21 protein-coding genes and 2 tRNA genes are annotated in these 21787 nt (G+C 57.6%); 20 read left to right on the top strand and 3 right to left on the bottom strand.

Going from position 1 to position 21787, the window contains the following annotated elements; translation table 11 throughout:
- The first annotated feature begins 1 nt into the window (after position 1).
- Together EJA71_RS16920 and EJA71_RS16915 are read left to right on the top strand one after the other, a co-directional pair.
- Entirely contained in the window at positions 2 to 436 is a 435-nt protein-coding gene (locus EJA71_RS16920; protein WP_158958611.1) for a type II toxin-antitoxin system RatA family toxin, read from the top strand.
- Entirely contained in the window at positions 429 to 743 is a 315-nt protein-coding gene (locus EJA71_RS16915; protein ID WP_158958609.1) for an RnfH family protein, read from the top strand. The genes EJA71_RS16920 and EJA71_RS16915 overlap by 8 nt, the downstream gene beginning before the upstream one ends.
- A gap of 59 nt (positions 744 to 802) precedes the next feature.
- Here the strand turns inward: EJA71_RS16915 and EJA71_RS16910 are convergent, their stop codons facing one another.
- Complete coding sequence (locus tag EJA71_RS16910) at positions 803 to 1330, bottom strand: outer membrane protein assembly factor BamE (protein WP_095191072.1); 528 nt, start codon at positions 1328 to 1330, stop codon at positions 803 to 805.
- 97 nt (positions 1331 to 1427) lie between these two features.
- On the opposite strand from EJA71_RS16910, the gene fur reads away from it, so the two are divergent.
- Entirely contained in the window at positions 1428 to 1832 is a 405-nt protein-coding gene (gene fur / locus EJA71_RS16905; RefSeq protein ID WP_064119476.1) for a ferric iron uptake transcriptional regulator, read from the top strand.
- 76 nt (positions 1833 to 1908) lie between these two features.
- Here the strand turns inward: fur and recN are convergent, their stop codons facing one another.
- Positions 1909 to 3582 (bottom strand): DNA repair protein RecN, encoded by a 1674-nt coding sequence (gene recN, locus EJA71_RS16900; protein WP_158958607.1) that lies wholly within the window; start codon positions 3580 to 3582, stop codon positions 1909 to 1911.
- A gap of 240 nt (positions 3583 to 3822) precedes the next feature.
- On the opposite strand from recN, the gene grpE reads away from it, so the two are divergent.
- From grpE to EJA71_RS16860, 8 genes are all read left to right on the top strand, one after another.
- Positions 3823 to 4389, top strand: a complete 567-nt coding sequence (grpE, locus tag EJA71_RS16895) for a nucleotide exchange factor GrpE (RefSeq protein ID WP_158958605.1) — start codon at positions 3823 to 3825, stop codon at positions 4387 to 4389.
- Positions 4390 to 4491: 102 nt separating this feature from the next.
- Positions 4492 to 6408 (top strand): molecular chaperone DnaK, encoded by a 1917-nt coding sequence (gene dnaK / locus EJA71_RS16890; protein WP_158958603.1) that lies wholly within the window; start codon positions 4492 to 4494, stop codon positions 6406 to 6408.
- 297 nt (positions 6409 to 6705) lie between these two features.
- A complete protein-coding gene (gene dnaJ / locus EJA71_RS16885; RefSeq protein WP_158958601.1) occupies positions 6706 to 7830 on the top strand; it encodes a molecular chaperone DnaJ in 1125 nt (374 codons plus the stop codon).
- A 9-nt stretch (positions 7831 to 7839) separates the two neighbouring features.
- The gene (dapB, locus tag EJA71_RS16880; protein WP_158958599.1) at positions 7840 to 8646 is read left to right on the top strand and encodes a 4-hydroxy-tetrahydrodipicolinate reductase; all 807 of its coding nucleotides are present in this window, start codon (positions 7840 to 7842) and stop codon (positions 8644 to 8646) included.
- Between the two features lie 257 nt (positions 8647 to 8903).
- Positions 8904 to 10040, top strand: coding sequence for a glutamine-hydrolyzing carbamoyl-phosphate synthase small subunit (gene carA / locus EJA71_RS16875; protein WP_007915228.1), 1137 nt, complete (start codon positions 8904 to 8906; stop codon positions 10038 to 10040).
- Between the two features lie 126 nt (positions 10041 to 10166).
- Entirely contained in the window at positions 10167 to 13388 is a 3222-nt protein-coding gene (gene carB / locus EJA71_RS16870; protein ID WP_158958597.1) for a carbamoyl-phosphate synthase large subunit, read from the top strand.
- A gap of 2 nt (positions 13389 to 13390) precedes the next feature.
- A complete protein-coding gene (gene greA / locus EJA71_RS16865; protein WP_064387939.1) occupies positions 13391 to 13867 on the top strand; it encodes a transcription elongation factor GreA in 477 nt (158 codons plus the stop codon).
- A 28-nt stretch (positions 13868 to 13895) separates the two neighbouring features.
- Positions 13896 to 14300 carry an MFS transporter gene (locus EJA71_RS16860; RefSeq protein ID WP_158958595.1) on the top strand — a complete coding sequence of 135 codons (405 nt, stop codon included), beginning with the start codon at positions 13896 to 13898 and terminating at the stop codon, positions 14298 to 14300.
- A gap of 9 nt (positions 14301 to 14309) precedes the next feature.
- Here EJA71_RS16860 and EJA71_RS16855 read toward each other — a convergent pair whose 3' ends face one another.
- Positions 14310 to 14618 carry a YhbY family RNA-binding protein gene (locus EJA71_RS16855; protein WP_003221534.1) on the bottom strand — a complete coding sequence of 103 codons (309 nt, stop codon included), beginning with the start codon at positions 14616 to 14618 and terminating at the stop codon, positions 14310 to 14312.
- 101 nt (positions 14619 to 14719) lie between these two features.
- Between EJA71_RS16855 and rlmE the strand changes: the two genes are divergently transcribed.
- From rlmE to rimP, 9 genes are all read left to right on the top strand, one after another.
- Complete coding sequence (gene rlmE, locus EJA71_RS16850; protein ID WP_158958593.1) at positions 14720 to 15349, top strand: 23S rRNA (uridine(2552)-2'-O)-methyltransferase RlmE; 630 nt, start codon at positions 14720 to 14722, stop codon at positions 15347 to 15349.
- Positions 15350 to 15551: 202 nt separating this feature from the next.
- Positions 15552 to 17459: an ATP-dependent zinc metalloprotease FtsH gene (ftsH, locus tag EJA71_RS16845; protein WP_016986501.1), complete on the top strand. Its 1908-nt coding sequence runs from the start codon at positions 15552 to 15554 to the stop codon at positions 17457 to 17459.
- An 8-nt stretch (positions 17460 to 17467) separates the two neighbouring features.
- The gene (gene folP / locus EJA71_RS16840; protein WP_158958591.1) at positions 17468 to 18319 is read left to right on the top strand and encodes a dihydropteroate synthase; all 852 of its coding nucleotides are present in this window, start codon (positions 17468 to 17470) and stop codon (positions 18317 to 18319) included.
- A gap of 16 nt (positions 18320 to 18335) precedes the next feature.
- Positions 18336 to 19673: a phosphoglucosamine mutase gene (gene glmM / locus EJA71_RS16835; RefSeq protein WP_158958589.1), complete on the top strand. Its 1338-nt coding sequence runs from the start codon at positions 18336 to 18338 to the stop codon at positions 19671 to 19673.
- A gap of 65 nt (positions 19674 to 19738) precedes the next feature.
- A complete protein-coding gene (tpiA, locus tag EJA71_RS16830) occupies positions 19739 to 20494 on the top strand; it encodes a triose-phosphate isomerase (protein ID WP_053117032.1) in 756 nt (251 codons plus the stop codon).
- A gap of 4 nt (positions 20495 to 20498) precedes the next feature.
- Positions 20499 to 20885, top strand: coding sequence for a preprotein translocase subunit SecG (secG, locus tag EJA71_RS16825; RefSeq protein WP_016986497.1), 387 nt, complete (start codon positions 20499 to 20501; stop codon positions 20883 to 20885).
- Positions 20886 to 20906: 21 nt separating this feature from the next.
- Positions 20907 to 20992, top strand: a tRNA-Leu gene (locus EJA71_RS16820).
- A gap of 97 nt (positions 20993 to 21089) precedes the next feature.
- Positions 21090 to 21166: transfer RNA gene (locus EJA71_RS16815), tRNA-Met, on the top strand.
- Between the two features lie 139 nt (positions 21167 to 21305).
- Positions 21306 to 21764 carry a ribosome maturation factor RimP gene (gene rimP / locus EJA71_RS16810; protein WP_149088505.1) on the top strand — a complete coding sequence of 153 codons (459 nt, stop codon included), beginning with the start codon at positions 21306 to 21308 and terminating at the stop codon, positions 21762 to 21764.
- Positions 21765 to 21787 lie beyond the last annotated feature (23 nt).

Here is a 21787-nt window from a genome sequence, read left to right as displayed (position 1 = left end):
CATGACGACACATATTCAACGATCGGCATTGCTGCCGTACCCGGCGCAATTTCTCTACGACCTGGTCAACGACGTGGCGCGTTACCCGGAATTCCTGCCGTGGTGCTCATCTGCTGAAGTGCTGGAAAGCTCGCCGGAACATATGCGCGCCAGCGTGGGGGTGGCGAAGGGCGGGCTCAGTCAGCATTTCGTGACGCGCAATACGCTGGTGCCTGGGCAGTCGATCGAGATGAATCTGGAAGAAGGCCCCTTCAACCAGTTGCACGGCGTCTGGGTGTTCAAGGTGCTGAACGATAAGGCCTGCAAGATCAGCCTGGACTTGTCGTTCGATTACGCAGGGCCGCTGGTGCGCGCTACGTTGGGGCCGCTGTTCAATCAGGCTGCTAATACCTTGGTGGATGCGTTCTGCCAACGTGCCAAGCAGATGCATGGTTGAGCCGGTGATCGAGATAGAGGTCGTTTACGCCGCCGTTGATCGTCAGGCCTTGCGCTCGATTAGTGTGACGCCGGGGACGACGGTTCGGGCGGCAGTGATGGCGTCGGGTATCGGTAGCGAGTTTCCCGAGCTGAATCTGCGCGAGTGTTCGCTGGGTATCTTCGGTAAGGTGGTGGCTGACCCGGATACGCGGGTGATTGAGGCGGGGGATCGCATCGAGATTTACCGTCCGTTGCTCGCCGATCCTAAAGAGGTGAGGCGCTTGCGTGCGGCCAAGGCTGCTGAAGCCAAGGCTCGAAATCAGTAAATGCCAGATCGCAGGCAATAAAAAACCCGGAATTTCCGGGTTTTTTATTGCGTCGCAAATTATTGCGGCGAGGTGTCCAGCGGCTCTGGTGTTGGAACCGGAACGGTTTCGACACCATCGACGTCCTTCTGGATCTGATCCAGCAAGGAACCTGGCTTGGCCGGTTTTTCCGGCTGTGGCTTCTCGGCGTTTTCAGCAGGAGCGGTCACAGTCGTGCCACTGTCCTTGCCGAGAATGGCTTCGTCACGGCTGACGCCCGGCATAAAGTCACCGGACAGGCTGACAAGCTGGTCGTTTGAGTTGAAAATAACGCTAATGCGTTCCTGTTGGCGTTCACCGCCACCCGGTTGCAGGCTGTACAGATAATCCCAGCGATCGGCATGGAACGTGTCGGCAAGCAGAGGGTTACCCATGATAAACCGTACTTGCGGCCGGGTCATTCCCGGGCGTAACTGGTCTATCATGTCCTGCGTGACGACATTGCCCTGCTGGATGTCGATTTTGTAAACCCCGGGGAATGAACAACCGGCGAGTGCGAGCAGTCCCACAAAGGTGAAACTGGTTAGCAAGAGCTTGGTGTTTTGCATCGGTGGGCGACTTCCACTATCTTGGCTGGGACAACGTAAACGCCGATCATACCCGCATTAAGAGAAGCTGCGAAGCAGCATCGCGAGAAAGCTGACCATGGTTGAAAATAGCGAACTACGCAAAGCCGGCCTCAAAGTGACCCTGCCACGGGTCAAGATCCTGCAAATGCTCGACTCTACCGAGCAGCGTCACATGAGTGCCGAGGACGTCTACAAGGCGTTGATGGAAGCTGGTGAGGACGTCGGTCTGGCCACGGTTTACCGTGTACTGACTCAGTTCGAAGCGGCTGGCCTCGTGGTCCGTCACAACTTCGACGGTGGCCACGCGGTATTCGAATTGGCTGACGGTGGCCACCACGACCATATGGTCAACGTGGAAACCGGTGAAGTCGTCGAATTCGTCAGCATTGAAATCGAAAAGCTCCAGAAGGCAATTGCCGAGGAGCACGGTGTCGAGTTGGTTGATCACAACCTGGTGCTGTACGTCCGCAAGAAAAAGTAAGCATGTCGCGCGAATTTCACATTCGCGAAACGAACGAAGGCGACCCAAGGGTCGCCTTCGTGCTGTCTAGCGTTTCTTAAACCTTCGCGGTAACCACCATTTTCTTCGCGTGAGCCAAGGATTCCTTGGTCAGATCAATGCCGCCAAGCATCCGCGCCACTTCTTCGATGCGATCGTTCTTGCTCAGTTTGGACACGGCGGTGTGAGTCGCCTGTTCACCGCGCACCTTGTGCACGAACAAATGCTGATGACCCTGCGCTGCCACTTGCGGCAAGTGGGTGACGGTCAGTACCTGCCCGCGATCGCCGAGGCGCCGCAACAGTTGGCCGACAATTTCAGCGGTTGGACCACCGATACCCACGTCCACTTCGTCAAACACCAGCGTTGGCACGCGGGACGTCTGCGCGGTGATCACCTGAATCGCCAGGCTGATCCGTGACAGCTCGCCGCCAGAAGCGACTTTCGCCAGCGCCTTCAGCGGCTGGCCAGGGTTGGCGCTGACCAGTAATTCGACCTGTTCCAGTCCATTGGGCAGCAATTCATCGCTGCTGTTGGCCTTCAATTCGATGGTGAATCGACCGCCAGGCATGCCCAGCCGCTGAATCTCCTGTTCAACCGCGCTGGCGAGGCTGCCGGCGGCCTGATGGCGCAGATCGCTCAGTTCCCGTGCTTTTTCTTGATAGTGCCGGGCGTAGGAGGCCAGTTCTTCGCTCAAGCGTTCAATGGATTCGTCATTGGCGTTGAGGGTTTCGATCTCATCCAGCAGCTTCTGCTGCATCTCCCCGACTTCCGTCGGTTGAATCCGGTGTTTGCGCGCCAGGGTATAGATGGCGTCGAGGCGTTCTTCCAGATATTGCAGGCGTGCCGGATCGGCATCGAAGTTATCGAGGAAGCGGTTGAGTTCGCCGACTGCCTCTTCGACCTGGATTTGTGCACTGGTCAGCAGACTGCTGGCTTCTCCCAGTGCGCCAACCGAATTATTCACACTCGATAACCGATTGAGGCTCGCGGTCAGCGCGTTCAGGACATTTCCTGAATCACTCTCGCTGCATTGCTCGACCACTTGTCGGCAGATGCCCAGCAGGGTTTCGGCGTTGGTCAGGTTTTTGTGTTCCTGCTCCAATTGCTCGAGCTCGTTATCGCCGAGGCCGAGGTTTTCCAGTTCTTCCAACTGGTAGCTAAGCAATTGATGGCGTGCGCGTTGCTCATCGCCAGAGTTGGAAAGACGCTCCAGTTCCTGGCGGGTCTGGCGCCAGCGCTGGGCAGCGAGGTGCACCTGGCGGGCCAGATCGGTGGCGCCGGCGTATTCATCCAGCAGGCGCCGATGGGTATCGGTTTTCAGCAGAGATTGGTGTTCGTGCTGGCTGTGGATATCGATCAGCAATTCGCCGAGGGACTTCAGGTCGCCAAGCGGGCAGGGGGTGCCGTTGATATAGCCGCGCGAGCGTCCCTCTGAGGTGATCACCCGGCGCAGGATGCACGGGCCTTCGGTTTCCAGATCGCGCTCGGCCAGCCAGGCGCTGGCTTCGGGAATGTCGGCGAGATCGAAGGTCGCGAGGATATCGGCCTTGTCGGCTCCGGGACGAACCACGCCGCTGTCGGCGCGATCACCCAAGGTCAGGCCCAGGGCGTCGAGCATGATCGACTTGCCGGCGCCGGTTTCCCCTGTGATCACGCTCATCCCGCGATCGAGTTCAAGATCGAGGTGTTCAACGATGGCGTAGTTATGTACGGACAGGTGCACCAGCATAAAGGCCGCTCCCAAGCGAAAGGTCTGGTTGTTTATACAGTGTTTTGTTTCGCGCTGACAATGCCCTGTCTTAGCTCGATTCGCTTGAATGAAGAATCTTCTTAGCGCATCCGGGAATGAGAAAGCGGCACTTTTTTGTAGGGTTAATCCTTGAAGGCCCTTGAAGCCTGATTTTGCGGCCCCATATATCGGCACAGAAGCGCGAGTCAGGCTCGCGGACGAAATTGAAAGGAGAATTCTATGGCTGACGAACAGACAGTAGATACGCAAAACCCAGATGCCCCTCAGGCGCCGGAAGGTTCGAGTGATGACCTGGCGACCCGTGTGCAAGTGCTCGAAGAGCAATTGGCCGCAGCGCAAGATCAATCTCTGCGCGTAGCTGCCGATCTGCAGAACGTCCGCCGCCGTGCCGAACAGGACGTCGAGAAGGCGCACAAGTTTGCCCTGGAGAAATTCGCCAGCGACTTGCTGCCGATCGTCGACAGCCTGGAGCGTGGCCTTGAGCTGTCGAACCCGGACGACGAAAGCATCCGTCCGATGCGTGAAGGCATCGAGCTGACGCTGAAAATGTTCCACGACACCCTCAAGCGTTATCAGCTTGAAGCGATCGATCCGCATGGCGAACCGTTCAACGCCGTTCACCATCAGGCGATGGCCATGCAGGAAAGCGCCGACGTAGAACCGAACAGTGTTCTGAAGGTGTTTCAGAAGGGCTACCAGCTCAACGGTCGCCTGTTGCGCCCGGCCATGGTTGTGGTCAGCAAGGCGCCTGCGCCAATTTCGCCTTCGATTGACGAGAAGGCTTGAAATTAGCCGCAAGGCCCCCATTTAGAAGTCAAGCGTTTAAGTGCTACCGCAGTCAGCCACCACTGCTGCGGCATCCAAATCCAAAGTTTCGGGAGAGTGAACATGGGCAAAATTATCGGTATCGACCTGGGGACTACCAACTCCTGCGTCTCCGTGCTGGAAAACGGCAAAGCAAAAGTTATTGAAAACGCTGAAGGCGCGCGTACCACGCCGTCGATCATCGCTTACGCCAACGATGGCGAAATCCTGGTAGGTCAGTCGGCCAAGCGTCAGGCTGTGACCAACCCGCACAACACTCTGTACGCAGTAAAGCGTCTGATCGGTCGTCGTTTCGACGAAGAAGTTGTGCAGAAAGACATCCAGATGGTCCCTTACAAGATCGTCAAGGCTGACAACAACGACGCCTGGGTTGAAGTGAACGGCCAGAAAATGGCACCGCCACAAATCTCGGCTGAAATTCTGAAGAAAATGAAGAAGACCGCCGAAGACTACCTCGGCGAGCCAGTGACCGAAGCGGTGATCACCGTTCCGGCCTACTTCAACGACAGCCAGCGTCAGGCGACCAAAGACGCCGGCCGCATTGCCGGTCTGGACGTAAAACGTATCATCAACGAACCAACCGCAGCCGCTCTGGCTTACGGTATGGACAAGGCCAAGGGCGATCACACCGTGATCGTTTATGACCTCGGTGGCGGTACTTTCGACGTTTCCGTGATCGAGATCGCTGAAGTTGATGGCGAGCACCAGTTCGAAGTACTGGCCACCAACGGTGACACGTTCCTCGGCGGTGAAGACTTTGACATTCGCCTGATCGACTACCTCGTCGACGAATTCAAGAAAGAAAGCGGCATGAACCTCAAAGGTGATCCGCTGGCCATGCAGCGTCTGAAAGAAGCCGCTGAGAAAGCCAAGATCGAGCTGTCTTCCGCTCAGTCGACCGACGTCAACCTGCCGTACATCACTGCAGATGCGACCGGTCCTAAGCACCTGAACGTGAAGATCTCGCGTGCCAAGCTGGAAGCACTGGTCGAAGACCTGGTTCAGCGCACCATCGAACCTTGCCGCATCGCCATGAAAGACGCCGGTCTGGACGTTGGCGCGATCAACGACGTAATCCTCGTCGGTGGTCAGACCCGTATGCCGCTGGTGCAGAAGCTGGTGACCGATTTCTTCGGTAAAGAAGCTCGTAAAGACGTTAACCCGGACGAAGCTGTTGCCATGGGTGCCGCGATTCAGGGCGCTGTTCTGGCCGGTGACGTGAAAGACGTTCTGCTGCTCGACGTCAGCCCGCTGACCCTGGGTATCGAAACCATGGGTGGCGTGATGACCGCGCTGATCGAGAAAAACACCACGATTCCTACCAAGAAATCGCAAGTGTTCTCGACTGCTGACGACAACCAGGGCGCTGTGACCATTCACGTGCTGCAGGGCGAGCGTAAGCAAGCCACTCAGAACAAGTCCCTGGGCAAGTTCGACCTGGCCGACATTCCACCTGCTCCACGTGGCGTGCCGCAGATCGAAGTGACCTTTGACATCGACGCTAACGGCATTCTGCACGTTGGCGCGAAAGACAAGGCGACCGGCAAGACTCAGTCGATCGTGATCAAGGCCAACTCCGGTCTGTCCGACGAAGAAATCGAGCGCATGGTGCGTGACGCCGAAGCCAACGCTGAGGAAGATCGCAAGTTCGAAGAGCTGGCCGCTGCCCGTAACCAGGGCGACGCACTGGTTCACTCGACTCGCAAAATGATTGCTGACGCGGGCGACAAAGTTACCGCCGAAGAGAAGACTGCGATCGAAGCTGCTGTGGTTGCTCTGGAAGCCGCGGTCAAAGGCGACGACAAGGCTGCTATCGAAGCGAAGGTTGAAGAGCTGTCGAAAGTCTCCGCTCCGGTTGCTCAAAAGATGTATGCCGAACAGGCTCAGCCAGCTGATGGCGCAGCCCCGCAAGGCGAATCGGCTGAGAAGGCTGACGACGTTGTCGATGCAGAGTTCGAAGAAGTCAAAGACCACAAGTAAGTTGTTGGTCGGCCGGTTGACTGCCTTTAGGCAGTGACTGGTAGGATGTCGCCGCGCGGGAGCTAGCTCCCGCGTTGGCGTATCTGGAATACGCGAATTTTTACAGCATGCGACAACGTTCGGATGTTGGCGGTATGGCCGGGAATGCTCCTGCTTTTCGCGCCGCAAGTACCGCAAGAATCAAAGACCAGGATCGTTGAATTGACGTGAGTTGGGTCCGGGCCTGTATTGGGGCTCAACGAGTTTGGCCATCCTCAGGAGGGGTTTGCCGAACGTCCTCAAGAGTGCAGAAGACTTATGGCAAAGCGTGATTTTTACGAAGTATTGGGTGTTGAGCGTGGCTCAAGCGATGCAGACCTGAAGAAGGCCTATCGCCGTCTGGCGATGAAGCACCACCCCGATCGTAATCCCGGTGACAAAGCATCGGAAGACATGTTCAAAGAGGCCAATGAGGCCTACGAAGTACTGTCCGACTCCAGCAAGCGCGCAGCTTACGACCAGTACGGTCATGCCGGCGTCGACCCAAGCATGGGTGGCGGCGGTGCCGGTTTTGGCGGTCAGAACTTCTCTGACATCTTTGGCGATGTCTTCAGTGATTTCTTCGGCGGCGGTCGCGGCGGTTCTCGTGGCGGCGCTCAGCGTGGCAGCGATTTGCGCTACACCCTGGAGCTGAATCTGGAAGAAGCGGTGCGAGGTACTACCGTGAATATCCGCGTTCCAACGCTGGTCAACTGCAAGCCTTGCGATGGTTCGGGTGCGAAGAAAGGCTCCTCGCCTTCCACTTGCCCGACTTGCGGTGGCATCGGTCAGGTACGCATGCAGCAGGGCTTCTTCTCGGTGCAGCAGACCTGCCCGCGTTGCCATGGCCAAGGCAAGATCATTTCCGACCCGTGCGATTCCTGCCACGGTGACGGTCGCGTTGAAGAGTACAAAACCCTGTCGGTCAAAGTGCCGGCTGGCGTTGATACCGGCGACCGCATTCGTCTGTCCGGCGAAGGCGAGGCGGGTACGCAGGGCGGCCCGACTGGCGACCTGTATGTGGTCATCAACGTGCGCGAGCACGACATCTTCCAGCGCGATGGCAAGCATCTGTTCTGCGAAGTGCCGATCAGCTTCGTCGACGCTGCACTGGGCGGTGAGTTGGAAATTCCGACCCTTGACGGTCGCGTCAAACTGAAAATTCCCGAAGGTACCCAGACCGGCAAGCAGTTCCGTGTTCGCGGTAAAGGCGTGGCGCCGGTGCGTGGCGGTGGTGCAGGCGATTTGATGTGCCGCGTTGCGGTCGAAACTCCGGTCAATCTGAACCGTCGTCAGCGTGAGCTGCTGGAAGAATTCCGCAGCTCACTGGCGGACGACAACAGCCACTCGCCGAAAACCACCGGTTGGTTCGATGGTGTGAAGCGTTTCTTCGGCGATCTGTAAGGAGTCGGCATGCGACGTATAGCTGTGATGGGCGCTGCTGGGCGCATGGGCAAAATTCTGGTCGAGGCCGTGCAGCAGCGCGCGCCGCTGACCGGTTTGACCGCTGCCGTGGTTCGCCCCGGCAGTACGCTGATCGGCGTCGATGCCGGTGAGTTGGCTTCGTTGGGTCGTATTGGTGTGCCGCTGTCCGGTCATATCGAAGCGGTCGCTGAAGAGTTCGATGTCCTGATCGACTTCACCCTGCCGGAAGTGATGCTGAAAGACCTCGCCTTCTGCCGCAAGGCAGGCAAGGCCATGGTCATCGGCACCACCGGGCTGGATGCGGCGCAGAAGCAGTTGCTGGTCGAGGCGGGCAAGGACATTCCTATCGTCTTCGCGGCCAATTTCAGTGTCGGCGTCAATCTGTCGCTGAAACTGCTCGACATGGCGGCGCGCGTGCTGGGTGATGATGCGGATATTGAAATCATCGAAGCCCATCACCGTCACAAGATCGATGCGCCGTCGGGCACGGCGTTGCGTATGGGCGAAGTGATCGCCAGTGCACTGGATCGTGATTTGCAGAAAGTCGCGGTCTACGGTCGAGAAGGCCACACCGGTGCCCGTGAACGTGAAACCATCGGCTTCGCCACCGTGCGTGGTGGTGATGTGGTGGGTGATCACACCGTGCTGTTCGCCTGCGAAGGTGAGCGTCTGGAGATCACGCACAAGGCGTCGAGCCGCATGACGTTTGCCAAGGGCGCGGTGCGTGCCGCGCTGTGGCTGGACGGTCGTGAGCCAGGTCTGTACGACATGCAGGATGTGCTCGACCTGCGTTGAGCCGTTGTTGAATCCGGCGCAAATGCCCTGTTTGCGCTGGTTTTTCTCCGCTGAGCGACGTCCTGTCGCATTCTCCGGCCTTTTAGGCTCTTTAGCGGTGGACCAAAAAAGCCTTTTTCTGTAAGCTACAGCTTTAGTGTGTCCACTAAAAGCGCGCAGAATAATTCAGTGAAGAAGCGGGGTGACGTGTCCATACGTCACTCCGCTTTTTTACAACCTGCGATCGCCCTTTCATGCGTTATTTACGGGAGGTCTTCTTGACTAAGCCAGCCATACTTGCCCTTGCTGATGGCAGCATTTTTCGCGGCGAAGCCATTGGTGCCGACGGTCAAACCGTTGGTGAGGTGGTGTTCAACACCGCAATGACCGGCTATCAGGAAATCCTTACCGATCCTTCCTACGCCCAACAGATCGTTACCCTGACTTACCCGCACATCGGCAACACCGGCACCACGCCGGAAGACGCCGAGTCCGATCGCGTCTGGTCCGCAGGCCTGGTCATCCGTGACCTGCCGCTGGTAGCGAGCAACTGGCGTAACACGATGTCCCTGTCCGACTACCTGAAAGCCAACAACGTTGTGGCCATCGCTGGTATCGACACCCGTCGCCTGACCCGCATCCTGCGTGAAAAAGGCGCACAGAACGGCTGCATCATGGCCGGCGACAACATTTCCGAAGAAGCGGCAATCGCCGCTGCGCAAGGCTTCCCTGGCCTGAAGGGCATGGATCTGGCGAAAGTCGTCAGCACCAAGACCCAGTACGAATGGCGCTCGACTGTCTGGGATCTGAAGACCGACAGCCACGCGACCATCGACGCTTCCGAGCTGCCTTACCACGTGGTTGCCTACGACTACGGCGTCAAGGTCAACATCCTGCGTATGCTGGTCGAGCGCGGCTGCCGCGTCACCGTGGTGCCGGCTCAAACCCCGGCCGCTGATGTGCTGGCGCTGAAGCCGGACGGCGTGTTCCTGTCCAACGGCCCTGGTGACCCGGAGCCATGCGACTACGCGATCAAGGCGATCAAGGAAGTGCTGGAAACCGAAATTCCGGTATTCGGCATCTGCCTTGGTCACCAACTGCTGGCACTGGCTTCCGGCGCCAAGACCCTGAAGATGGGCCACGGCCACCACGGTGCCAACCACCCGGTGCAGGATCTGGACACTGGCGTCGTAATGATCACCAGCCAGAACCACGGTTTTGCGGTAGACGAAGAAACCCTGCCGGCCAACGTGCGTGCGATCCACAAATCGCTGTTCGACGGCACCCTGCAAGGCATCGAGCGCACCGACAAGAGCGCGTTCAGCTTCCAGGGCCACCCTGAAGCGAGCCCGGGCCCGAACGATGTTGCGCCACTGTTCGACCGCTTCATCAACGAGATGGCCAAGCGACGCTAAGCGTTCGCCTTGAGACTGTAGAGAGAAGCCCCTCGAGGGCGGCCCCGACACCGGCGGCCCCTTCGAGACTTCAGAAATCGATCAAGACGGCTTGCCGACTGACCTGCGGATTTGAGTGACAAACCCATGCCAAAACGTACAGACATTAAAAGCATCCTGATTCTCGGCGCTGGCCCGATCGTTATCGGCCAGGCCTGCGAATTCGACTACTCCGGCGCCCAGGCCTGCAAGGCCCTGCGCGAAGAGGGTTACCGCGTCATCCTGGTGAACTCCAACCCGGCCACTATCATGACCGACCCGGACATGGCCGACGCCACCTACATCGAACCGATCAAGTGGCAGACCGTTGCCAAGATCATCGAGAAAGAACGTCCGGACGCGGTGCTGCCAACCATGGGCGGCCAGACCGCTCTGAACTGCGCATTGGATCTGGAGCGCGAAGGCGTTCTGGAGAAGTTCGGCGTAGAAATGATCGGCGCCAACGCCGACACCATCGACAAGGCTGAAGACCGTTCGCGTTTCGACAAGGCGATGAAATCCATCGGCCTGGCGTGCCCGCGCTCCGGTATCGCCCACAGCATGGAAGAAGCCAACGCGGTTCTCGAAACCCTCGGCTTCCCGTGCATCATCCGTCCGTCCTTCACCATGGGCGGCACCGGTGGTGGTATTGCGTACAACCGTGAAGAGTTCGAAGAAATCTGCGCTCGCGGTCTGGACCTGTCGCCGACCAAAGAACTGCTGATCGACGAATCGCTGATCGGCTGGAAAGAATATGAAATGGAAGTTGTCCGCGACAAAAAGGACAACTGCATCATCGTCTGCTCGATCGAAAACTTTGACCCGATGGGCGTGCACACCGGTGACTCGATCACCGTGGCTCCAGCACAAACCCTGACCGACAAGGAATACCAGATCCTGCGTAACGCCTCGTTGGCGGTACTGCGCGAGATCGGCGTCGAGACCGGCGGTTCCAACGTGCAATTCGGTATCTGCCCGGACACTGGCCGTATGGTCGTGATCGAGATGAACCCGCGCGTATCGCGTTCCTCGGCACTGGCTTCGAAAGCCACCGGTTTCCCGATCGCCAAAGTCGCGGCCAAACTGGCTGTGGGCTATACCCTCGACGAACTGTCGAACGACATCACCGGCGGCAAAACCCCGGCGTCCTTCGAGCCGTCGATCGACTACGTCGTCACCAAGCTGCCACGTTTCGCCTTCGAGAAATTCGCCAAGGCAGACGCACGCCTGACCACTCAAATGAAGTCGGTTGGCGAAGTCATGGCCATCGGCCGTACCTTCCAGGAATCCCTGCAGAAAGCTCTGCGCGGTCTGGAAGTGGGCGTTTGCGGTCTGGACGAGAAGCTCGACCTGAGCAACCCGGAAAGCATGAGCGTGCTCAAGCGCGAACTGACCGTGCCGGGCGCTGAGCGCATCTGGTACGTGGCAGACGCTTTCCGCGCCGGCCTGTCGGTCGAAGACATCTTCGGCATGAACATGATCGATCCGTGGTTCCTGGTGCAGATCGAAGATCTGATCAAGGAAGAAGAGAAGGTCAAGACTCTCGGTCTGTCCGCTATCGACCGCGACCTTATGTTCAAGCTCAAGCGCAAAGGCTTCTCCGATCAGCGTCTGGCCAAGCTGCTGGGCGTGACCGAGAAGAATCTGCGCACGCACCGTCAAAAGCTGGAAGTGTTCCCGGTCTACAAGCGCGTTGACACCTGTGCCGCCGAGTTCGCCACCGACACCGCTTACCTCTATTCGACTTACGAAGAAGAGTGCGAAGCCGCGCCGTCGGGTCGCGACAAGATCATGATTCTAGGCGGTGGCCCGAACCGTATTGGCCAAGGCATCGAGTTCGACTACTGCTGCGTTCACGCCGCCCTCGCTCTGCGCGAAGACGGCTATGAAACCATCATGGTCAACTGCAACCCGGAAACTGTTTCCACTGACTACGACACTTCCGACCGTCTGTACTTCGAGCCGGTAACCCTGGAAGACGTGCTGGAAATCTGCCGCGTCGAGAAGCCGAAAGGCGTAATCGTCCAGTACGGCGGCCAGACCCCTCTGAAGCTGGCTCGCGCCCTGGAAGCCGCTGGCGTGCCGATCATCGGCACCAGCCCTGACGCCATCGACCGCGCCGAAGACCGTGAGCGCTTCCAGCAAATGGTTGAGCGTCTGAACCTGCGTCAGCCGCCAAACGCCACCGTGCGCAGCGAAGACGAAGCTGTTCGTGCTGCCGCGAAGATCGGTTATCCACTGGTGGTGCGTCCGTCCTATGTACTGGGCGGCCGAGCGATGGAAATCGTTTACAAGGAAGACGAGCTCAAGCGTTACCTGCGTGACGCGGTGCAAGTGTCCAACGACAGCCCTGTGCTGCTCGACCACTTCCTCAACTGCGCCATCGAAATGGACGTAGATGCGGTTTGCGACGGCAAAGACGTGGTGATCGGCGCGATCATGCAGCACATCGAACAGGCTGGCGTTCACTCCGGTGACTCCGCGTGCTCGCTGCCGCCGTACTCGCTGCCGGCGCACATCCAGGACGAGATGCGCGAGCAGGTCAAGAAAATGGCCCTGGAACTGGGCGTTGTCGGCTTGATGAACGTGCAACTGGCTTTGCAAGGCGAAGATATCTACGTCATCGAAGTCAACCCACGCGCTTCGCGCACCGTACCGTTCGTGTCGAAGTGCATCGGTGTCTCCCTGGCCATGATCGCTGCCCGGGTAATGGCCGGTAAGACCCTGAAAGAAATCGGCTTCACCAAAGAAATCATCCCGAACTTCTACAGCGTGAAAGAGGCGGTTTTCCCGTTCGCCAAATTCCCTGGTGTTGACCCGATCCTCGGCCCAGAGATGAAGTCGACTGGTGAAGTGATGGGCGTCGGCGACACCTTCGGTGAAGCATTTGCCAAAGCCCAAATGGGTGCCAGCGAAGTGCTGCCGACCGGCGGTACTGCGTTTATCAGCGTTCGCGACGATGATAAGCCTCTGGTTGCAGGCGTGGCCCGTGATCTGATCAACTTGGGCTTCGAGGTGGTTGCCACCGCTGGCACCGCCAAGCTGATCGAGGCTGCAGGCCTGAAAGTGCGCCGTGTGAACAAGGTGACCGAGGGTCGTCCGCACGTGGTTGACATGATCAAGAATGACGAAGTCACCCTGATCATCAACACCACCGAAGGCCGTCAGTCGATCGCTGATTCGTACTCCATTCGTCGTAATGCCTTGCAGCACAAGATCTACTGCACCACCACCATTGCTGCTGGCGAAGCTATCTGTGAAGCGCTGAAGTTCGGTCCGGAAAAGACTGTGCGCCGCTTGCAGGATCTACACGCAGGATTGAAGGCATGAGCATAACCAAGTACCCAATGACTGTTCAGGGCGCTCGCGCCCTGGAAGAAGAGCACACTCACCTGACCAAGGTCGTTCGTCCGAAGCTCAGCCAGGACATCGGTACGGCCCGCGAGTTGGGTGACTTGAAAGAAAACGCTGAATACCATGCTGCCCGCGAACAGCAAGGCATGGTCGAGGCGCGGATTCGTGACATCGAAGGCCGGATTCAGAATCAGGTCATCATCGACGTCACGACCATTCCTCACACTGGCAAGGTGATTTTCGGCACCACCGTCGAAATCGCCAACGTCGAGACTGATGAAAGCGTCACTTACCACATCGTGGGTGAGGACGAGGCTGACTTCAAACTTGGCAAGATTTCCGTCGGCTCGCCTTTGGCCCGTGCCTTGATCGGCAAGGAAGAGGGCGATGTGGTCGCCGTGAAAACGCCTGGTGGCGTTATCGAGTACGAGATTGTCGAAGTCCGTCACATCTGAAAACCGGCGCCCGCTGCATGCGGGCGCCATGCTTTGGCAACTGACCCAGATGCTTTGGGTCGGCGGTCTCTGGCTGATTCATCTCGGTTTGCAGCCGGCGCTGGGCAAAATCGGCTTGGCGCCGTTGCTGATCGATGAAGTGGCCAGTGCATTTGAAGTGCTGGTGGTGGGGTTCGCCGCCGCCTGTGTGATTTTTCAGGCTTTGGTGCTGGTACAGGCCGAGGGCCTTGTCAGTCTATGGCGGGATTTTCGCGGGCAGGTGCTGTTGATGGCGTTGTATGCGTGTGCGATGTTTGTCGCAGTGCGTGTCGGCTGGCCGGATGCGCAGCGCTGGCAGGTGTTCAGCTTTCTGATTCTGGGCTTTTCCGGGCTGGTCCTGGTGTTGCAGCCTGTACCGGGATGGAGTGGCAGGGTGCGCGAAGCACACCCTTGACCCTTGTCATCACTTGAAGCGATGCACGTTCGACAGCTGCTTGTTGACGCTGAAGTTCTTGCGGTAAACCAGTGCCATCTTGCCGATGACCTGTACCAGATCCGCTTTGCCGACCTTGCACAGCTCTGCGATGTGCGCCAGGCGCGATTCGCGATCGAGGATATTGAGCTTGATCTTGATCAGCTCGTGATCCGCCAAAGCGCGTTCAAGTTCGGCTAACACGCCTTCAGTCAAACCATTGTCAGCCACCGTCAAAACCGGTTTCAGGTGGTGGCCAATGGATTTGTATTGTTTCTTCTGCTCTGGAGTGAGCGGCATAATCTGACCCTTTCGTCTGGATTCTGTAAAATGGCGGCCATTTTACCCGAGGGTTCGTGGATCCGCCCAATTAATCACGACCCTAATCATCGAGGTGCCCAATGGCGCGTTCCAAGACAAGCCTTGGTTGGCTGAAACGACATGTCAACGATCCCTATGTGAAGCAAGCGCAGAAGGATGGCTACCGCTCGCGTGCGAGTTACAAACTTCTGGAAGTCCAGGAAAAGTACAAGCTGATCCGCCCTGGCATGAGCGTTGTGGACCTCGGCGCGGCCCCCGGTGGCTGGTCGCAGGTCACCAGCCGTCTGATCGGTGGTCAGGGGCGTCTGATCGCCTCGGACATCCTGGAAATGGACAGCATCCCTGACGTGACCTTTATTCAGGGTGACTTCACCGAGGACGCAGTGCTCGCGGAGATCCTGGAAGCCGTCGGTAATTCGCAGGTAGACCTTGTGATTTCCGATATGGCCCCCAATATGAGTGGTACGCCTGAAGTGGATATGCCCAAAGCCATGTTCCTGTGCGAGCTGGCGCTCGATTTGGCTGAACGGATACTCAAGCCGGGTGGTAATTTCGTGATCAAGATTTTTCAGGGTGAAGGCTTTGATGTCTACCTGAAGGATGCTCGAAAGAAGTTCGACAAGATCCAGATGATCAAGCCGGACTCCTCACGTGGCAGCTCCCGCGAGCAATACATGCTGGCTTGGGGTTATCGCGGGTGTAGTGAGTAAAACGGGATTTTTTTGCGGGGTGATAGGTTTTTAGTATTTCGCCCCGAGCGCATTAGCGAATATTGTGTAGAAAGTGTTTCACAAAGGGTTACAGACGGCGCCTGCCAGAGTCGTAGGTAATGTAGTAAGTTAGGCCGGTGAATATCATGCGAAGCGCGCGCCAGTAGCGGAGCTTGCTTCAGAGGGTAGTTAATTGAACGATATGGCAAAGAATCTGATCCTGTGGTTGATCATCGCAGCTGTCCTGGTAACGGTGATGAACAACTTCTCCAGCCCTAACGAGCCGCAGACCCTCAACTATTCCGACTTCATCCAGCAGGTCAAGGATGGCAAGGTCGAGCGCGTAGCCGTTGATGGTTATGTGATTACCGGTAAGCGCAACGATGGCGACAGCTTCAAGACCATTCGTCCGGCAATTCAGGACAATGGCCTGATCGGCGATCTGGTCGACAACCACGTTGTGGTTGAAGGCAAGCAGCCTGAACAGCAAAGCATCTGGACCCAGCTTCTGGTGGCCAGCTTCCCGATCCTGGTGATCATCGCGGTGTTCATGTTCTTCATGCGCCAGATGCAGGGTGGTGCTGGCGGCAAGGGCGGACCGATGAGCTTTGGCAAGAGCAAGGCCCGCCTGCTCTCCGAAGACCAGGTGAAAACCACTCTGGCTGACGTTGCCGGTTGCGACGAAGCCAAGGAAGAAGTCGGCGAGCTGGTAGAGTTTCTGCGTGATCCGGGCAAGTTCCAGCGTTTGGGCGGCCGCATTCCTCGCGGCGTGCTGATGGTGGGTCCTCCGGGTACCGGTAAAACCTTGCTGGCCAAGGCTATTGCCGGCGAAGCGAAAGTGCCGTTCTTCACCATTTCCGGTTCTGACTTCGTCGAAATGTTCGTCGGTGTTGGTGCCAGCCGTGTACGTGACATGTTCGAGCAGGCGAAGAAGCACGCGCCTTGCATCATCTTCATCGACGAAATCGACGCCGTCGGTCGCCACCGTGGCGCCGGCATGGGCGGCGGTCACGATGAGCGTGAGCAGACTCTCAACCAATTGCTGGTTGAGATGGACGGCTTCGAAATGAACGACGGCATCATTGTTATCGCTGCTACCAACCGTCCAGACGTACTCGACCCTGCGCTGCTGCGACCGGGCCGTTTCGACCGTCAGGTTGTGGTTGGTCTGCCGGATATCCGTGGCCGTGAGCAGATTCTCAAGGTTCACATGCGTAAGGTGCCAATGGGTGACGACGTTGCTCCAGCCGTAATCGCGCGTGGTACTCCAGGCTTCTCGGGTGCTGACTTGGCCAACCTGGTCAACGAGGCGTCGTTGTTCGCTGCTCGCAGCGGCAAGCGCATCGTTGAGATGAAAGAATTCGAGCTGGCCAAAGACAAGATCATGATGGGCGCCGAGCGCAAATCGATGGTCATGTCGGAGAAAGAAAAGCAGAACACGGCTTATCACGAAGCGGGCCACGCTATCGTTGGTCGCGTCGTGCCTGAACATGATCCGGTTTACAAAGTGTCGATCATTCCACGCGGTCGTGCGCTGGGTGTGACGATGTTCCTGCCGGAAGAAGATCGCTACAGCCTGTCCAAGCGCGCGCTGATCAGCCAGATCTGCTCGCTTTATGGCGGCCGTATTGCCGAAGAGATGACGCTCGGCTTTGATGGTGTGACCACCGGCGCCTCTAACGACATCATGCGTGCCAGCCAGATTGCACGGAACATGGTGACCAAGTGGGGTCTGTCGGAAAAACTCGGTCCGTTGATGTATGCCGAAGAAGAAGGTGAAGTTTTCCTTGGTCGCGGCGGTGGCGGCCAGGCTGCCAGCTTCTCCGGTGAGACAGCCAAGTTGATCGACTCCGAGGTGCGCAGCATCATTGATCAATGCTACGGCACAGCCAAGCAGATCCTCACGGACAACCGTGACAAGCTCGACGCGATGGCTGATGCGCTGATGAAGTACGAAACGATTGATGCCGAGCAGATCGACGACATCATGGCGGGTCGCACACCTCGCGAACCTCGTGACTGGTCGGGTGGTACGGGTACGCCGCCACCTCCGGTAGTTCGTGACGAGCGTCCGGAAACACCGATTGGCGGTCCGGCTGCTGATGTTTAAGGTTTGAAATGACTTCTGTTCAGTCCCTGACCCGGTTGCCTTGCGGCAACCGGGTTCTTGATTTGGCCCAGACGCATGTTATGGGCATTCTCAATGTAACCCCTGACTCCTTCTCTGATGGCGGCCGATACAGCCAGCTCGATGCGGCCTTGCGCCATGCGCAGGCTATGGTAGCGGCCGGTGCGACGCTGATTGATGTCGGTGGCGAGTCCACTCGACCCGGTGCGCGTGCGGTATCACCGCTCGAAGAACTTGAGCGTGTAGCGCCTATCGTGGAGCTGATCAATCGCGAGCTGGATGTGATCATCTCGGTCGATACCTCGACGCCCGCCGTCATGCGCGAGACCGCGCGACTGGGTGCTGGGTTGATCAACGATGTCCGGTCGCTCCAGCGCGATGGTGCGCTGGATGCGGCCGCAGCAACAGGGTTGCCGGTGTGTCTGATGCATATGCAGGGAGAGCCTGGCGATATGCAGGATGACCCGCAATATCAGGATGTCACCCGGGAAGTGGCTAAGTTTCTTGCCGAGCGCATGACCAAGTGCGCCCAAGCGGGCATTCCCGCCGAGCGCATCATCCTTGACCCCGGCTTCGGCTTCGCAAAAACCCTGCAGCACAATCTAAGCTTGTTCAAGCATATGGAAGCTTTGCACGCACTGGGTCGGCCTCTGCTGGTGGGTGTTTCCCGAAAAAGCATGATCGGTCATGCCTTGAATCGCCCGGTGGGCGAGCGTTTGCATGGTGGGCTTGCACTGGCGGCGCTGGCATCCGTCAAGGGCGCGCGTATATTGCGCGTCCATGACGTGGCGGAAACAGTAGACGTGGTGCGGATGATCGCAGCCGTGGAATCAGCTGAATAAGAATGATGGAGCACTTATGAGCAAAAAATATTTTGGTACCGACGGCATTCGCGGTCGTGTCGGTGTGTATCCGATTACTCCTGACTTCATGCTCAAGCTCGGCTGGGCCGCCGGTATGGCGTTCCGCAAGATGGGCGCCTGCAAGGTCCTGGTCGGCAAAGACACGCGAATTTCGGGCTATATGTTCGAATCGGCACTTGAGGCCGGCCTGACATCGGCGGGCGCAGACGTGATGTTGCTGGGCCCGATGCCGACACCGGCTATTGCCTATCTGTCACGCACGTTCCAGGCCGAGGCCGGCATCGTGATCAGTGCGTCGCATAATCCGCATGATGATAACGGCATCAAATTCTTCTCCGGCAAGGGCACCAAGCTGCCGGATGAGCTGGAGTTGATGATCGAGGAATTGCTCGATGCACCGATGACTGTCGTCGAGTCGAGCAAGATCGGCAAGGTCTCGCGAATCAACGATGCCTCGGGTCGCTACATTGAATTCTGCAAGAGCAGCGTGCCGACCGGCACCAGTTTCTCTGGTCTGAAGATTGTCATCGACTGCGCGCACGGGGCGACCTACAAGGTGGCGCCTAGCGTATTCCGTGAGTTGGGCGCAGAAGTTGTCGTGTTGTCGGCCCAGCCCAATGGCCTGAACATCAACGATAATTGCGGCTCGACCCATATGGATCAGTTGCAGGCTGCCGTACGGGCTGAGCATGCCGATCTGGGTATCGCCTTTGATGGCGACGGTGATCGCGTGCTGATGGTTGATCACACTGGCGCTATTGTCGATGGTGACGAGTTGTTGTTCATCATTGCCCGAGATCTGCATGAGCGCGGCAAGCTGCAGGGTGGTGTGGTCGGGACCCTGATGAGTAATCTGGGTCTGGAGCTGGCGCTCGCGGACCTGTCGATCCCGTTCATCCGGGCGAATGTCGGCGACCGGTATGTCATTGCCGAGTTGCTGGAGCGTAACTGGCTGGTAGGTGGTGAAAACTCGGGGCATATCGTTTGCTTCAACCACACCACGACCGGTGATGCGATCATCGCGGCCTTGCAAGTGTTGATGGCGCTGAAAACCCGTAACGAAGGCCTTGCGCAATCCCGGCAGGCGTTACGCAAGTGCCCTCAGGTTCTGATCAATGTGCGATTTGGCGGTGGCGAAAGCCCGCTGGAGCATCCAGCTGTCAAGGAAGCCAGTGCCCGTGTAACCCAAGCAATGGCGGGTCGTGGGCGTGTGCTGTTGCGCAAGTCCGGGACAGAGCCTCTGGTGCGCGTCATGGTCGAGGGCGAGGACGAAACTCAGGTTCGTAGCTATGCCGAAGAACTGGCAAAACTGGTAACTGAAGTTTCTGCCTGATACGGCTTGCAAGCCATGATTGTGTTGGGTAACATCTGCGCCCACTTTGACCGACGAGGTACAGCATGCGTCGCCCTATGGTAGCTGGTAACTGGAAGATGCACGGTACCCGCGCCAGCGTCGCTGAGCTGATCAACGGCCTTCGTCATCTGGCCTTGCCTAGCGGTGTTGATGTGGCAGTATTCCCGCCTTGCTTGTATATCAACCAAGTGGTTGATGGCTTGAAAGGTAAATCGATTTCGGTCGGTGCGCAGAATTCTGCGGTGGAATCCATGCAAGGTGCGTTGACCGGTGAAATTGCACCGAGTCAGTTGGTGGATGCAGGTTGTTCCCTGGTGCTTGTCGGGCACTCCGAACGCCGTCAGATAATGGGCGAGCGAGACGGGATGCTGAATCGCAAGTTCGCAGCGGCACAGGCATGTGGCTTGATTCCGGTGTTGTGTGTAGGGGAAACCCTCGAGCAGCGCGAAGCCGGTAAAACTCTTGAGGTTGTCGGGCGTCAGCTGGGCAGTATCATTGAGGAGCTGGGTGTCGGTGCCTTTGCCAAGGCAGTGATTGCATACGAGCCGGTCTGGGCCATTGGTACCGGGCTGACTGCAACGCCGCAGCAGGCGCAGGATGTGCATAAAGCCATCCGCGAGCAGCTGGCGGCAGAGAATTCTGAAGTCGCACGAGGTGTGCGGCTTCTATACGGCGGCAGCGTGAAGGCGGCCAATGCGGTCGAACTGTTCGGCATGCCGGATATCGATGGGGGGCTCATTGGTGGAGCTTCCCTGAATGCAGATGAGTTCGGTGCGATCTGTCGCGCCGCGGGAAACTGAAAAAATGCTGGAAACAGTCGTAGTCGTTTTTCATCTGCTGGGTGCATTGGGCGTAGTTGCTCTGGTTTTGCTGCAGCAGGGTAAAGGTGCGGACGCTGGTGCGTCTTTCGGAGCAGGTGCTTCAAATACTGTGTTCGGAAGCCAAGGTTCCTCTACCTTTCTTAGTAAGTTTACTGCTATACTTGCCGCCGGTTTCTTCATAACCAGCTTAGGGTTAGGTTACTTTGCTAAAGAGAAGGCTCACCAGCTGACTCAAGCAGGTCTCCCAAATCCAGCAGTGTTGGAAGTACCTAAGCAACAACAACCGGCTTCTGATGATGTCCCGGTGCTTCAAGAGCAAAAGTCGGCTACTCCAGCGACTGACGTACCTCCAGCTCAAGAGCAGAAGTAAGAAGGGTTTCAACGTAGTTTTGCCGAGGTGGTGGAATTGGTAGACACGCAACCTTGAGGTGGTTGTGCCCATAGGGTGTAGGGGTTCGAGTCCCCTTCTCGGTACCAATTAGTCAGGAGAGCCCGCTGTTGCGGGCTTTCTTGCAGGTGGAAGGTTACATTGACCCTATAAGGGATCGGTCGTATACTTCCGCTCCAGCTTTGTCGCGGGGTGGAGCAGTCTGGTAGCTCGTCGGGCTCATAACCCGAAGGTCGTCGGTTCAAATCCGGCCCCCGCAACCAGTTTAAAGAGCCCCTTTTAAGGGGCTTTTTGTTAGCTGGACACTTTCAACGCCGCTGTTCGACGGCGTTTCAAGGATGGGCGTTTCGCCCATTTTTTTATTTTGCAAAGCATGCACATATCATGCACTAGGGGGTTCAGGTGTCGAGCAAGCTAGAAGAGTTGCAGGCCTTGCTGGCCCCGGTGGTCGTGGCCCTGGGCTATGAATGCTGGGGTATCGAGTTTTCGGCTCAGGGTCGTCACTCGATGTTGCGCGTTTATATCGATAAAGAGGGTGGCGTGCTGGTGGACGATTGCGCCATTGTCAGCCGTCAGATCAGTGGTGTGCTGGATGTTGAAGATCCAATTACCGTTGAATACACCCTCGAAGTTTCCTCGCCTGGCATGGAGCGCCCACTGTTCACTATTGAGCAGTTTGCAAAATTTGCCGGTGAACAAGTGAAGATCAAGCTGCGCTCGCCTTTTGAAGGTCGACGCAACTTTCAGGGCCTTCTGCGCGGTGTAGAAGAACAGGATGTAGTGGTGCAGGTAGAAGACCATGAGTTCCTGTTGCCGATCGATATGATCGACAAGGCCAACATTATTCCCAGTTTTGACTGAGACGCGGATCCCGCGGATCCAAT

The organism is Pseudomonas sp. PB106 (genome assembly GCF_009764645.1).
Lineage (GTDB): Bacteria > Pseudomonadota > Gammaproteobacteria > Pseudomonadales > Pseudomonadaceae > Aquipseudomonas.
Note: the sequence above shows the minus strand (reverse complement) of the source record. Positions and strands in the feature narration are given on the sequence as shown.